The sequence below is a fragment of the Methylobacterium sp. UNC300MFChir4.1 genome, from assembly GCF_900110155.1.
Taxonomy (GTDB): Bacteria; Pseudomonadota; Alphaproteobacteria; order Rhizobiales; family Beijerinckiaceae; genus Methylobacterium.
This window is the reverse complement of record NZ_FOCS01000014.1, coordinates 42,051-54,872: the sequence shown is the minus strand read 5'-3', so window position 1 is coordinate 54,872 and position 12,822 is coordinate 42,051. Positions and strand designations below refer to the sequence as shown.

Annotated in this window: 15 protein-coding genes; 13 read left to right on the top strand and 2 right to left on the bottom strand. The window is 71.0% G+C overall.

Translation table 11 applies throughout. From position 1 onward, the window contains the following. Positions 1-25 precede the first annotated feature (25 nt). The 12 genes from ureG to BMY19_RS18815 all read left to right on the top strand — a co-directional run bounded on the left by ureG (position 26) and on the right by BMY19_RS18815 (position 10,357). Positions 26-652: an urease accessory protein UreG gene (gene ureG, locus BMY19_RS18870; protein ID WP_100252589.1), complete on the top strand. Its 627-nt coding sequence runs from the start codon at positions 26-28 to the stop codon at positions 650-652. Between the two features lie 2 nt (positions 653-654). Beyond that, on the top strand, positions 655-1,491 hold the full coding sequence (locus BMY19_RS18865) for an urease accessory protein UreD (protein ID WP_100252588.1): 837 nt from the start codon (positions 655-657) through the stop codon (positions 1,489-1,491). A 176-nt stretch (positions 1,492-1,667) separates the two neighbouring features. After that, positions 1,668-2,900, top strand: a complete 1,233-nt coding sequence (gene urtA, locus BMY19_RS18860; RefSeq protein WP_091681517.1) for an urea ABC transporter substrate-binding protein — start codon at positions 1,668-1,670, stop codon at positions 2,898-2,900. A gap of 298 nt (positions 2,901-3,198) precedes the next feature. Next, positions 3,199-3,660, top strand: coding sequence for a (2Fe-2S)-binding protein (locus tag BMY19_RS18855; protein WP_020095607.1), 462 nt, complete (start codon positions 3,199-3,201; stop codon positions 3,658-3,660). A gap of 14 nt (positions 3,661-3,674) precedes the next feature. Next, entirely contained in the window at positions 3,675-5,870 is a 2,196-nt protein-coding gene (locus BMY19_RS18850) for a xanthine dehydrogenase family protein molybdopterin-binding subunit (RefSeq protein WP_100252587.1), read from the top strand. Continuing rightward, complete coding sequence (locus BMY19_RS18845) at positions 5,867-6,160, top strand: c-type cytochrome (protein WP_056531349.1); 294 nt, start codon at positions 5,867-5,869, stop codon at positions 6,158-6,160. Before BMY19_RS18850 ends, BMY19_RS18845 begins: the two co-directional genes overlap by 4 nt. Further along, entirely contained in the window at positions 6,160-7,419 is a 1,260-nt protein-coding gene (locus tag BMY19_RS18840; RefSeq protein ID WP_020095604.1) for an NAD(P)/FAD-dependent oxidoreductase, read from the top strand. The genes BMY19_RS18845 and BMY19_RS18840 overlap by 1 nt, the downstream gene beginning before the upstream one ends. A 20-nt stretch (positions 7,420-7,439) precedes the next feature. Next, complete coding sequence (gene soxX / locus BMY19_RS18835) at positions 7,440-7,886, top strand: sulfur oxidation c-type cytochrome SoxX (protein WP_234083010.1); 447 nt, start codon at positions 7,440-7,442, stop codon at positions 7,884-7,886. 29 nt (positions 7,887-7,915) lie between these two features. Continuing rightward, positions 7,916-8,368 (top strand): SoxY-related AACIE arm protein, encoded by a 453-nt coding sequence (locus tag BMY19_RS18830; RefSeq protein WP_020095602.1) that lies wholly within the window; start codon positions 7,916-7,918, stop codon positions 8,366-8,368. 5 nt (positions 8,369-8,373) lie between these two features. Further along, a complete protein-coding gene (locus BMY19_RS18825; protein ID WP_020095601.1) occupies positions 8,374-8,694 on the top strand; it encodes a thiosulfate oxidation carrier complex protein SoxZ in 321 nt (106 codons plus the stop codon). Positions 8,695-8,703: 9 nt separating this feature from the next. After that, on the top strand, positions 8,704-9,495 hold the full coding sequence (soxA, locus tag BMY19_RS18820; protein ID WP_100252586.1) for a sulfur oxidation c-type cytochrome SoxA: 792 nt from the start codon (positions 8,704-8,706) through the stop codon (positions 9,493-9,495). Positions 9,496-9,670: 175 nt separating this feature from the next. After that, positions 9,671-10,357, top strand: coding sequence for a zinc metallopeptidase (locus BMY19_RS18815; RefSeq protein ID WP_056531341.1), 687 nt, complete (start codon positions 9,671-9,673; stop codon positions 10,355-10,357). A gap of 257 nt (positions 10,358-10,614) precedes the next feature. Here BMY19_RS18815 and BMY19_RS18810 read toward each other — a convergent pair whose 3' ends face one another. Both BMY19_RS18810 and BMY19_RS18805 read right to left on the bottom strand, forming a co-directional pair. Next, positions 10,615-11,103, bottom strand: a complete 489-nt coding sequence (locus BMY19_RS18810; RefSeq protein WP_091926754.1) for a DUF302 domain-containing protein — start codon at positions 11,101-11,103, stop codon at positions 10,615-10,617. A gap of 82 nt (positions 11,104-11,185) precedes the next feature. Next, positions 11,186-11,626: a hypothetical protein gene (locus tag BMY19_RS18805; RefSeq protein ID WP_100252585.1), complete on the bottom strand. Its 441-nt coding sequence runs from the start codon at positions 11,624-11,626 to the stop codon at positions 11,186-11,188. Between the two features lie 243 nt (positions 11,627-11,869). On the opposite strand from BMY19_RS18805, the gene BMY19_RS18800 reads away from it, so the two are divergent. Next, positions 11,870-12,814, top strand: coding sequence for a LysR family transcriptional regulator (locus BMY19_RS18800; protein WP_100252584.1), 945 nt, complete (start codon positions 11,870-11,872; stop codon positions 12,812-12,814). The last annotated feature ends 8 nt before the right edge of the window (positions 12,815-12,822 follow it).

Sequence of the window (12,822 nt, the reverse complement as noted above, 5' to 3'; positions counted from 1 at the left end):
CACCCCTCTCACGGCCCCGCTCCCCATGACCGACGTGACTCCCGCGAGCGCCGCCCGGATCGGGATCGGCGGCCCGGTCGGATCCGGCAAGACCGCGCTGATCGAGCGGCTGATCCCCGTGCTGCGGGCGCGGGGCGTCGATCTCGCGGTGATCACGAACGATCTCGTCACCAAGGAGGATGCCGAGCGGCTGCGCCGCTCCGGGCTGATCGATCCGAGCCGCGTCGAGGCGGTGGAGGCCGGGGCCTGCCCGCACACGGTGATCCGGGAGGACCCGACCCTCAACATCGCCGCGGGCGACGCGCTGGAGGCGCGCTTCCCGGGCCTGCAGCTGCTCGTCTTCGAATCCGGCGGCGACAACCTCGCCTCGACCTTCTCCCTCGACCTCGTGGACTGGTGGATCTTCGTGATCGACGTGGCCGGCGGCGACGACATCCCGCGCAAGCGCGGCCCGGGCGTGCTGCGCTGCGACCTCCTCGTGATCAACAAGATCGACCTCGCGCCGCATGTCGGCGTCGACCTCGACGGGATGCTCGCGGAGGCCGCGCGGGTCCGGAGCGGCAGGCCGGTCCTCGCCACGAACGCGCGCGCGGGCCTCGGCATCGACGCGGTGGCGGATGCCATCGGCCGGGCCGTCCTGTTCGCGCCCTAGCCGTGCCCGACGACGTCCAGACCGGCCGCCGCGCGACGGCCCGCCTCGGCTTCGTGCGCGGCGGCGGGACCAGCGTGCTCGCCGACCAGCACGTGCCGTACCCGTTCCACATCACGAGGCCGTTCCGCCTGTATCCGCAGCGGCCGGAGCTGATCACGCTGTACCTGCAATCGGCCTCCGGCGGCCTCTACCGCGGCGACCGTCTCGGCCTCGACATCGCGATGGGTCCGGGCTCGGCGGCGCACGTCACCACCCAGGCCGCCACGGTCGTCCATCGCAGCGCCGACCAGCCGGCCCGCCAGGACACGCGGATCCGCGTCGGCGCCGATGCCTTCCTCCACTGCGTGCCCGATCCCCTGATCCTGTTCCCCGGCGCCGCCCTCTCGGCCTCGACCCGGGTCACGCTCGAGCCCGGGGCCCGTGCCGTCGTCTCCGAGAGCATTGCGTGTCACGACCCGGAGGGCCGCGGCAGGCCGTTCGAGCACGTCGAGCTCGCCCACGGCATCGAGACGGCGGCGGGGGCAGTCCTGGTCCGCGAGCGGGCGCGCATCGCCGGCGCCGAGTTCCGCGATCCGGCCTCGCCGCTCGGCCCGTGGCGGGCCTACGGCGCCCTCGTCATCCTCGGTCCGGCCCCGTGCCTGCCGGATCCCGGGGACGTCCAGGCCGCGGCCGACCGCACCGGCTGCCGGGCCGGGCTCAGCCCGCTGCCGAACGCGGCCGGGCTCGGCCTCCGGCTCCTCGCGCCCGACGGCGGCACCCTGGCGGCGGGGCTGGAGGCGGCCGCCGGTCGCGCCTTCGCGGCGCTGACCGGGCTCGCCCCGGCGCGCCGCCGCAAATAGGAAGCCGGCGCCCGGGAGCGCCGCCGCCGATATGGGCAGGCTGCCGATGTTTTCATCTTGCGAAATTTATTTTCTTTTGAAGAAATGTACCGAAGGAGACGATCCCGTGCGTGACGGCTGATCCGGTGCGGACGGGGCGGCCCACCTTCTCGAACGATCTGAAGGATTTGCCCCCCATGGCGACAGACGATCCCGCGCACTTCACCCTCCGCCGGCGCCTGCTGCTCGGGCTGGCGGCGGCCCCGCTCGCGGCATCGCTGCCGCGCGTCGCGGCGGCCGCCGAGGCCGGCGCTCTGGCGGTGACCGACAGCGAGGTGACGGTCGGCATCCTGCACTCGATCACCGGCACCATGGCGATCTCGGAGACCGGGCCGAGCCAGGGCGAGAAGCTGGCGATCCAGCAGATCAACGACGCCGGCGGCGTGCTCGGCCGCAAGATCAAGATCATCCAGGAGGACGGCGCCTCCGACTGGCCGACCTTCGCCGAGAAGGCCAAGAAACTCCTCGTCAACGACCATTGCGCCGCCGTGTTCGGCTGCTTCACCTCGGCCTCGCGCAAGGCGGTGCTGCCGGTCTTCGAGCAGTACAACGGCCTGCTGTACTACCCGACCTTCTACGAGGGCCTGGAGCAGTCGAAGAACGTCTTCTACACCGGCCAGGAGGCCACCCAGCAGATCCTCGCCGGCCTCGACTGGGTCCATAAGGAGAAGGGCGGCGACAGCTTCTACTTCATCGGCTCGGACTACATCTGGCCGCGCACCTCCAACAAGATCGCCCGCCGGCACATCGAGACCGTGCTCAAGGGCAAGGTCGTCGGCGAGGAGTACTTCCCCCTCGGCCACACGCAGTTCAACTCGGTCATAAACAAGATCAAGCTCACCAAGCCGAAGGTGATCTTCGCCACGATCGTGGGCGGCTCGAACGTGGCTTTCTACAAGCAGCTCAAGGCGGCGGGCATCGACCTGTCGAAGCAGGTGCTGATGACGCTGTCGGTGACCGAGGACGAGGTCGACGGCATCGGCGGCGAGAACATCGCCGGGGCCTACTCGTGCATGAAGTACTTCGAGTCGATCCAGAACGAGAACAACAAGGCGTTCGTGGCCGCGTTCAAGAAGATGTGGGGCGAGAAGACGGTCATCGGCGACGTGACGCAGGCGGCCTATCTCGGCCCGTTCCTGTGGAAGATGGCCTGCGAGAAGGCCGGCACCTTCGACGTCGACAAGGTCGTGGCGGCCTCGCCCGGCCTCGAGTTCAAGGGCGCGCCGGAAGGCTACGTGAAGATCGACGAGAACCACCACCTCTGGTCGAAGACGCGGGTCGGCCGGGCCAAGCCCGACGGCCAGTTCGAGATCGTCTACACCAGCCCCGAGCTGATCAAGCCCGATCCGTTCCCGAAAGGGTACCAGTAGGCCAGGCTGACGGCTGGGAGGATGCGCGTCGATCCGCTCGGAGAGCAGCGTCAGGCCAGCGGCCACGGCTCGGTGCTCGGTTCCGATCCAGCTGACGGCGGCCGGGATCTGCGGGAAGTCGGTTCGATGGCAGGAGAGGTCACGCCTTGGGCCTCAAGAGCCTTGGCGCCTTCGGGTCGCAGACGTCGACCTGTCCGAGCGCCGGATGGCTGCTGCCGACGGTCGCTCACGCCCTCCCTTGAGGCCTCCCCCGCTTTGAGGATACTGGATACATAATCTCGTTCGGGAGAGGGGTCAGATGGCACGACTGAACGTCAACGGCGTCGTGCGTGAGGTCGATGCCGAGGCCGACACCCCGCTCCTCTGGGTCATCCGCGAGCAGATCGGTTTGACCGGCACCAAGTACGGTTGCGGCATCGCCCAATGCGGCGCCTGCACCGTGCATATCGACGGGGCGGCCGTCCGCTCCTGCTCCGTGCCGCTCTCGGCGATCGAGGCGGGGCAGAAGATCGTCACGATCGAGGGGCTAGCGCCGGATGCCCGCCATCCGGTCCAGCAAGCCTGGGCCGAGCTCGACGTGCCGCAATGCGGCTTCTGCCAGCCCGGGATGATCATGGCTTCGGCGGCGCTGCTGGCGCAGAACGCGCGTCCGAGCGAGGAGCAGATCCGCCAGGAGATCACCAACATCTGCCGCTGCGGCACCTACAACCGTGTGCTCGCCGGCATCAAGATCGCCGCCGAGCGCGGCCAGTCCGGCTGACGGGGGACGAGCAGATGAGCCTCGAATCCAAGGCCTCCCCGAAGGCTGCCCGCCCCAGCCGCCGCACGCTGCTCGCCGGCGCTGGTCTCTTCACCCTCGGCTTCCACATCCCGTTCCCCGCACGGGCTGCAACCCTCGACGCGGCGCCCACCGCGCCGGAGGTCAATGCCTGGGTCGTGGTGAAGCCGGACGAGACCGTGGTCATTCGCATCGCCCGTTCGGAGATGGGCCAGGGCACGCTCACCGGCCTCGCGCAACTCGTCGCCGAGGAGCTCGACTGCGACTGGGCCAGGGTCACCACCGAGTATCCGAGCCCGGGCCAGAACCTCGCCCGCAAGCGCGTCTGGGGTGATTACTCGACTGGCGGCAGCCGCGGCGTGCGCGATTCTCACGAGTACGTGCGAAGAGGCGGCGCCGCCGCCCGCACGATGCTCGTTGCCGCCGCCGCGAAGGGCTGGGGCGTACCCGCCGCCGAGTGCCGTGTCGAGCGGGGCGTGATCACCCACGGCTCCTCCGGCCGCAGCATCACTTACGGCGCCGTCGCCGCGGAGGCGGCCAGGATCGAGCCGCCGAAGGACGTGGTGCTCAAGGATCCGAAGGACTGGACCATCGCCGGCAAGCCGCTGAAGCGGCTCGACACCCTGCCCAAGCTCGACGGCAGCCAGGTCTACGGGATCGATCTCAAGCTGCCCGGCCTGCTCAACGCCGCGATCCGCGACTGTCCGGTGACCGGCGGCAGCGTGAGGAGCTTCGACGCCGCGGCTGTGTCGGGCATGCCCGGTGTCCGAAGAGTGCTCCAGGTCGGCGACAGCGCGGTCGCGGTGGTGGCCGACACGTTCTGGCGCGCCAAGACCGCCCTCGACGCCCTGCCGGTCGCCTGGGACGAGGGACCGAACGCGACGGTTTCCAGCGAGACCATCGCGGCGACCCTGCGCGAGGGACTCGACGCCGAGCAGGCCTTCGTCGGCAACAAGGCCGGCGATGTGGCCGGCGCCCTCAAGGGCGCCGCCAAGGTGGTGGAGGCCGTCTACGGCGTACCGTTCCAGAATCACGCCACGATGGAGCCGATGAATGCCACCGCGCTCTGGACGCCGGAGCGCTGCGAGGTCTGGACGCCGACGCAGAACGGCGAGGCGGCTCTGGCCGCGACCGCCGACGCCGCCGGGCTGCCGGCCACGTCGTGCGAGGTCTACAAGATCCATCTCGGCGGCGGCTTCGGCCGGCGCGGCGCCACGCACGACTGGGTGCGTCAGGCGGTGCTCATCGCGCGGGAGATGCCGGGCACGCCGGTCAAGCTGATCTGGACCCGCGAGGAGGACATGACGCATGGCCGGTACCACCCGGTCACGCAGTGCCGGATGCGCGCCGCCCTCGACGGGGACGGCAACCTGACCGGCCTGCACATGCGCATCTCCGGCCAGTCGATCCTGGCCTCGGTCGCCCCCCAGCGCATGGTCGAGGGCCGCGACCCGGTCACCTTCCAGGGTCTCAATCCCGGAGGTCCGGAGGCCGCGATCGGCTACACGATCCCCAACATCCTGGTCGATCACGCGATGCGCAACCCGCACATCCTGCCGGGCTTCTGGCGGGGCGTGAACCTGAACCCGAACGCCATCTATCTCGAATGCTTCATGGACGAGCTGGCCCACGCCGCCGGCCAGGACCCGCTCGCCTTCCGGCTGAAGCTGATGGACAACCACCCGAAGCACCGGGCCGTGCTGCAGGCGGTGGCCGAGCGGATCGGATGGGCCAGCAAGCCGCCCGAGGGGGTCTACCGCGGCATCTGCCAGACGATGGGGTTCGGGAGCTACGTCGCGGGCGCGGCCGAGGTCTCGGTCTCCGACCGGGGCGAGCTGAAGATCCACCGTATCGTGGCGGCGACCGACCCCGGCCACGCGGTCAACCCGCAGCAGATCGACGCACAGGTGGCGGGCTCCTTCGTCTACGGTCTCTCGGCCGCGCTGTACGGCGCCTGCACGGTGAAGGACGGGCGCATCGAGCAGACGAACTTCGACAGCTATCCCGTGATGCGGATGGACGCGATGCCGGCGGTCGAGGCCATCCTGATGCCGTCCGGCGGTTTCTGGGGCGGCGTCGGCGAGCCGACGATCGCGGTCGCCGCGCCGGCCGTGCTCAACGCGATCTTCGCTGCGACCGGCAAGCGCGTCCGCCAGCTTCCGCTGAAGGACACGGATCTCCGCCGGGCATGAGGGCGATGACGCCGGCGCTCGCGCTGCTCGCCGCCCTCGCCGGCGGAACGGGCGCGTGCGCCGCCGAGATGCGGCCGCCGCCCGGCGCCTCGTCCTGCACCGGATGCCACGCCGAGGGCTCCGCGATGGGCGTGCTCGCGGGGCGGCCGGAAGCCGAGATCGTCGGCGCCCTCGAGGCCTTCCGGACCGGCGCGCGCCCGGCGACGCTCATGAACCGCATCGCCAAGGGGTTCGGCGCGCAGGAGAGCCAGGCCATCGCCGCCTGGTTCGCGGCGCAGGGATCGCGGTGATGCGCGCTCCTTCTCCGACCCGCCGCGCCCTGATCGGCGGAGCCGCGGCCGCCGCGCTGGCGCGCCCGGCCCTCGGTGGCACAGCGCCGCGCGTCGTGGTCGTGGGCGCCGGGTTCGGGGGTGCCACGGCGGCGCGCTGCCTCGCCGCGGGCGGCGTCGACGTGACCCTGGTCGAGGCGGCCGAGCGCTATGTCGCCTGCACGGGCAGCAACGCGGTCGTCGTTGGCCTGCGCGGGATCGAGGCCCAGACCTTCGGCTACGAGGCCCTCGGCCGGGCTCGGCTCCGCTTCGTGCGCGGAACGGCGGATGCGGTCGACCCTGTGGCGCGCCGGGTGACGCTCGGCGACGGCACAGTCCTGCCCTACGACCGCCTGGTGCTCTCGCCGGGCATCGCGCTGCGCTTCGACGCCGTGCCGGGCTACGACGCGAAGGCCGCCGAGGCGATGCCCCATGCCTGGAAGGCCGGGGCGCAGACGGTGCTCCTCGCCCGCCAGCTCGAGGCCATGCCGGAGGGCGGCACGGTGGTCCTCTCGGCACCCGCCAACCCGTATCGCTGCCCGCCCGGCCCCTACGAGCGCGCGAGCCTGATCGCGCATTTCCTGAAGACCCGGAAGCCGAAGGCGAAGCTCGTCCTGCTCGACGCCAAGGACACGTTCTCGAAGCAGAAACTGTTCGAGGCGGCCTGGGCGAAGCTGTACCCGGACGTGCTCGAATACGTGCCGCTCGCCTCGGGCGGTGCGGTCACGGAAGTCGACGCCGCCGCGATGGTCGTTCGCACGGACTTCGCCGAGTACAAGGCCGATGTGGCGTGCATCATCCCGCCCCAGCGCGCCGGCCCCATCGCGGCGCAGGCCGGCTGCGCCGACCGCAGCGGCTGGTGCCCGATCGATCCGGTGACCTTCGAATCGCGCCTCGTGCCGGGCATCCATGTCATCGGCGACGCGGCGATCGCAGGGGCGATGCCGAAATCCGCCTTCTCGGCGAACGCGCAGGCCAAAGTCTGCGCGCAGGCGGTGATCGACCTGATGGCCGGACGGGAGCCCGAGAGCCCGAGGCTCATCAACACCTGCTGGAGCCTCGTCGCACCGGGCAACGGCATCTCGATCGCGGGCGTCTTCCGCCCGACCGACGGACTCCTGGCGGACGTTCCGGGAGCCGGCGGTATCAGCCCCCTCGACGCGCCCGACGCGGTGCGCGCGCAGGAGGCGGCCTACGGCGAGAGCTGGTACCGGACGATCACCCGGGACGTGTTCGGATGAGGGAAGGCCGCGTGGCCGCCATGCTCGTGCTGGCAGTCGCCGCCCCGCCGGCGCAGGCCGGGGAGGGCCTGGTCCCCACCGCGATCGTCGGCGACGCCATCCCCGAGAGCCTGACCGGCGCGCCGGGCGATGCCGCGCGCGGCCGGGCCATCGTCGTGGACCGGACCCGCGGGCTCTGCCTTCTCTGCCATACCGGGCCCTTCCCGGAGGAGCGGTTCCAGGGCAACCTCGCCCCGGATCTCGCGGGCGTCGGCGGGCGGCTGGGCTCGGGTCAGCTGCGCCTGCGGCTGGTGGACGGACGGGTCTTGAACCCGGAGACGATCATGCCACCGTACTATAGCCTGACCGGGCTCACCCGCGTGGGGCGGCCGTGGCAGGGGCGGCCGATCCTGAGCGCGGCCGAGATCGAGGATGTCGTCGCCTTCCTGGCGACGCTGCGCGAGGCGGGTCCCGAGGAAGGTCGATGAGCAGGCACAGGAGTCGGAGCGCGCGTTCGATGGACCGGCGCGGCGTGCTCGCCGGGGCTGTCGGCACCGCGCTCGCCGTCGCGCTGCGCCCCGCCGCCGCGGCGACGCTCCCGCGCACGGAAACGACGGAATCCGCCATCCGACGCTTCGCGGGTGACAACCCGATCCGACCGGGCCGGGTGACCCTCGACCTGCCGCCGCTCGTGGAGAACGGCAACACGGTGCCGCTCACCGTCGCCGTCGAGAGCGCGATGACGCCCGAGGAGCACGTGCGCCGGATCGGGGTGTTCAACGAGAGGAACCCGCAGCCGAACGTCGTGACGGTCCACCTGCGGCCGGGCGCCGGCCGCGCGCAGGTCTCGACACGCATCCGGCTCGCCGACACGCAGCGCATCACCGCCATCGCCGAGATGAGCGACGGGACCTACTGGTCGGCGAGCGCCGATGCCATCGTGACCCTCGCCGCCTGCCTGGAGGGCTGACCCCGATGGCCCGCACGCTGATCAACCTGCCGAAGACCGCCGAGCCCGGCGACACGATCACGATCAGGACCCTGATCTCGCACCCGATGGAGACGGGCTTCCGCCCCGGTGCCGACGGCCGGATCCTGCCGCGCAACATCGTGACGGACTTCGTCTGCCGCTTCGAGGACGAGGAGATCTTCCGGGCCGAGCTGTTTCCCGCTTCGGCGGCCAACCCCTACCTGACCTTCACCTGGGTCGCGACGCGCAGCGGCCGCTTCAGCTTCACGTGGCGCGGCGACGGCGGCTTCGATCAGACCGAATCCGCGGCGATCACCGTGGCCTGAGTCTCCGCCGTGCCGCGCCGCTCGGGCTCCCCGCTGCAGACGGCGCTCGTGGCGCTGCTCCTCTCCAGCCCTCTCGCGCGGTCGGAGCCGGTCCCGCCGGCCGAGCGACGCTCGGGCTTCGACCAGATGAGCCCCGAGATCCAGGCGATGCAGCGGGACGACGGGGCCAATCCCGGCATGCTCGCGGTCGCGGACGGGGAGGACCTCTGGGCGAAGGCGCCCATCTCCGGGGGACTCGCCTGCGCCGGCTGCCACGGCGAGGCCTCGTCCACGATGCGGGGCGTCGCGGCACGCTATCCCGCTTGGGACGCGCGGACGGGCAGGCCCATCGACCTCCAGTCTCGCGTCAACGCGTGCCGCCGCGAGCATCAGGGCTCCGAGGCCCTCGCCTACGAGACCCCCGACCTGCTGGCGCTCACGGCCTTCGTCGCCGCGCAGTCCCGCGGGCTGCCGATCGCTCCGCCGGACGATCCCCGGCTCGAGCCCGCGCGGGCGGCGGGTCGCGCGCTGTTCGAGACGCGCCAGGGCCAGCTCGGCCTGTCCTGCGCCATCTGCCACGACGACCATCGGGGTCACCGCCTCGGCGCAGCGATGATCCCGCAGGGACACCCGACCGGCTACCCGCTCTACCGCCTCGAATGGCAAGGTCTCGGCTCGCTGCAGCGGCGCCTGCGCAACTGCCTCACCGGCATGCGCGCCGAGCCCTTCGGGTACGGCGCGCCGGACTATGTTGCGCTCGAACTCTACCTCGCGACGCGCGCCGCGCCGCTGCCGCTGGAGACGCCGGCCGTGCGCCCCTGATCGAGCTCGGACTGGCCACCGTTCGACGCCGCGCGCACCTCGTCGACCGCCGCGGTGACCCGCCGGACGGCCGAAGCGCGAACGCCTCAGCCACCGGTCGATCCACGACTGTGGCTTCAGCGGTCGAGCCGGCGCCGCGCTTCCACGGATTCGGCCCCGCGCCTACATACCCGGTATGCCGATCCTCCTGGCGCTCGGCGCCGCCCTGCTGTTCGGTCTCGTGTTCGGCCCCCAGTGGTGGGTGCGCCGGGTGATGCGGCAACACGCCACCGAGCGGCCGGACCTGCCCGGGACCGGCGGCGAGCTTGCCCGCCATCTGCTCGACCTGGCACGGCTCGAGCACGTTCCCGTCGAGATCGCGCAGGCCGACCACTACGATCCGGTCGCGAACGTCGTGCGCCTGTCGCCGGAGAACCATGAGGGCCGCTCCATCACGGCGGTCGCGGTGGCGGCACATGAGGTCTCCCACGCGCTCCAGCACGCGGCGGGGGACCGGCTGCTCGCGGCGCGGGTGACCTTCGCGCCGGTCGTGCAGGGCTTCGAGCTTGCCGCAGGCTTGGTGATGATGACCGCGCCCATCATGCTCGCCGTCATCAAATCCCCCGCCCTGCTCACCCTGCAGGTCGGGTTCGGCATCGCGCTCCTCAGCGTTCGCCTCGTGTTTCACCTCTTGACGCTGCCCGTCGAGCTCGATGCGAGCTACCGGCGGGCTCTGCCCATCCTGGAAACGGGCCGCTTCCTCGACGCTGACGACATGCGTGGCGCCCGCACCGTACTGCGCGCCGCAGCCCTCACCTACGTGGCCTCGTCCCTCGTGTCGCTCGTGAACATCGCCCGCTTCCGGCGATTCCTCCGGTTCTGAGACCTACCAAACGCGCGTCCGTTCCTGCTCTGCTCGGCCGCGAGCGGGTTGCCTTCGATCAGCCAGCCTCTGTCACCACCGAACGACCGCTCGAACGTCTCGGAGGGGTGGCTTTGGGAAGGTCTGGTCGCGGCCGAAGCTGCCGTGAAGCCGAACAAGCGTCGGAACCGCGCGTGGAACAGAGCTGCCGCGTCACGGCGCGCCCCGCGGAACGGAGACACTCGGCCCCGATCCGCGGCGTTCTCGAGCACCTCACCTCACGCGGCGGCCGCGGCGAGCGTGCTCCGAAGCAGTTCATCGAGTTCGCCAGCGACGCGGTCGACCTGCGGATTCTCGAACTGGCCGAAGGTGCTGACCGGGCGGTCGTACTCGAAGGCGACGCCACCCTCGGAATCCTCACGCAGAAGCACCCGGATCGGCGCGTACAAGGCGGCAGAAACGGCGTGCCGGGTCATCGACGCGGCCGTCAGCGGGTTGCCGATGTCGTACTGGACGGCCTTGCGGCTCAACCCGGCGGTGCGCAGCACGTCGCCATGGTCTCGGGAGCCGAAGATCGAGAGCGGCGCCTGCCGTTCGAGGAGGTCGCGCGCCTCGTCCACTCGTCCAGCCTTCAGGAGCTTGGCGTAATCGAGGTCGATGACGGGCACCGAAGCCTCCAAGGCGGATCGGACCGCCTCGAAAGACTTGGCCGAGGAAAGGGTGACGTGCTCGACCGCGATTTCGGTCGACGCGAAGTGGTCGGACATGATCTGATCTCCTGACTTCATGCAGCGGGCGGCTCGCCGGGCGGGCCTCGACTGCCCGTCCTCGGCCTGTCCGAGTGCTCGCTCAGTTCATGGCCTCAAGCGACCCGAGCTTGACCGTGTTCGTGTTGGCCTCGACCGCAGCAGGCGCGTCGGGCAGCCACCGGACGACGCCCGCGGTCGCGAAGCCCCCCTGCTTGAGGACCTGCGCGGCATGCGTCGCGACGTCTCGGCTCCGATAGGCGACGGTGATGGTGGCGGGCGCCTTGAAGGGCTCGACGGAGGCGATGGCCGGCCGAGCCTCCTGCCAGCGCGTGAGGGCCGGTACGAGGAGACCACCCTGCGCACGGACGTCGGCGGCGCTCAGCGCGAGACCCGGCGTATGGTGGGCCGCGCCGATGACGGCGGGGACGGAGAAGGCGCCGTGCGCGGCGGTGTCGAGGGTCACCTCCGACGCGGCGGCCGGCAGGAGGGACGCCACGGTCATCGTCAGGGCGGCGGTGAGGGTGATGGTACGATGGGTCATCTCTCGATCCTCTCGGTGTGACGGGGTGGCCCGTCTTTCGATGAGGAGGAGATGCTGCCGGGAGGCGTATTCATCAAACAGATGCGGTTGATACCCAGTATCTACGCCGTAAATGATGGTTCGGTTTTCGACGGCCGCGATGGCGCGGCCGATGCGGCTCGGAAGCCTGATGGTCTCGCTCGGTCGGATGCCGCATTGTCCGGTCGCCGAGACCATGGTCGAGAGCCACCGGCGGACCTGACCATGACGATCAAGCACCGTGACCTCGCGGGCATCGACCTGAACTTGGTCGTGGCGCTGGACGCACTCCTCACCGAGAGCAGCGTCACGCGCGCTGCCGCGAAGGTCGGCATCACGCAATCCGCCATGAGCAGCAGCCTTGCCCGCCTGCGCAGGCTCCTCGGCGACGAGCTCCTGACGCGCACGCCGGACGGCATGCGCCCGACACCGCGGTCGCTCGCCCTCCTCGAGCCGGTCCGCGCCGCCCTGCGCCAATTCCAGGGCATCGTCCTCCGGGAGGACGACTTTGTCCCCTCGCAGGTCGAGCGGTCCTTCACGCTCGCCATTCCCGGCAGCGTCGAGGTACGTCTCATCCCGCGCCTGCTCGCGTTCCTCGCCTGCGAGGCGCCCGGCATCCGCCTGCACCTGGTCGGCCTCGATTACGGGAGCGTGCTGGGGGACCTCGACGCCGACAGGATCGACATGGCCGTCGGCATGATCTCCGAGGGCCAGGTCCACCACAAGGTGCGGCCCCTCTATCGCTTCGGCTTCCTGAGCCTGTTCAATCCCCGGCTGCTCGGCGTGAGCGGTCCGCTCTCGCTCGACGACTTCGTCCAATTCCCGCACATCCTGACGTACCTGACCGGCGTCGGCCCGGGGGTGGTGGACAAGGCGCTCGCGAAGGTGGGCCGGACGCGGAGGCTGGCGGCGACGACGCCGCGCTTCGCCACCGTGCCGTTTCACGTGCAGGCCGCGCCCTTGATCGCCACGATGGCCGACGAGCTGGCCACGACCTTCGCGACCCAACTCGGCTTGGCGACGAGCCCCGTGCCGGTGCCGACCGAGGAGATCGTCATCTCCATGCTGTGGCACGCCTCCTATGACCGCGATCCCGCCCATCGCTGGCTGCGGGAGGTCATGGTTCGCCTGGGACGGGAGGCCGGTAGCGCCCGCGAAGACGCGGTATAACTCGTAGC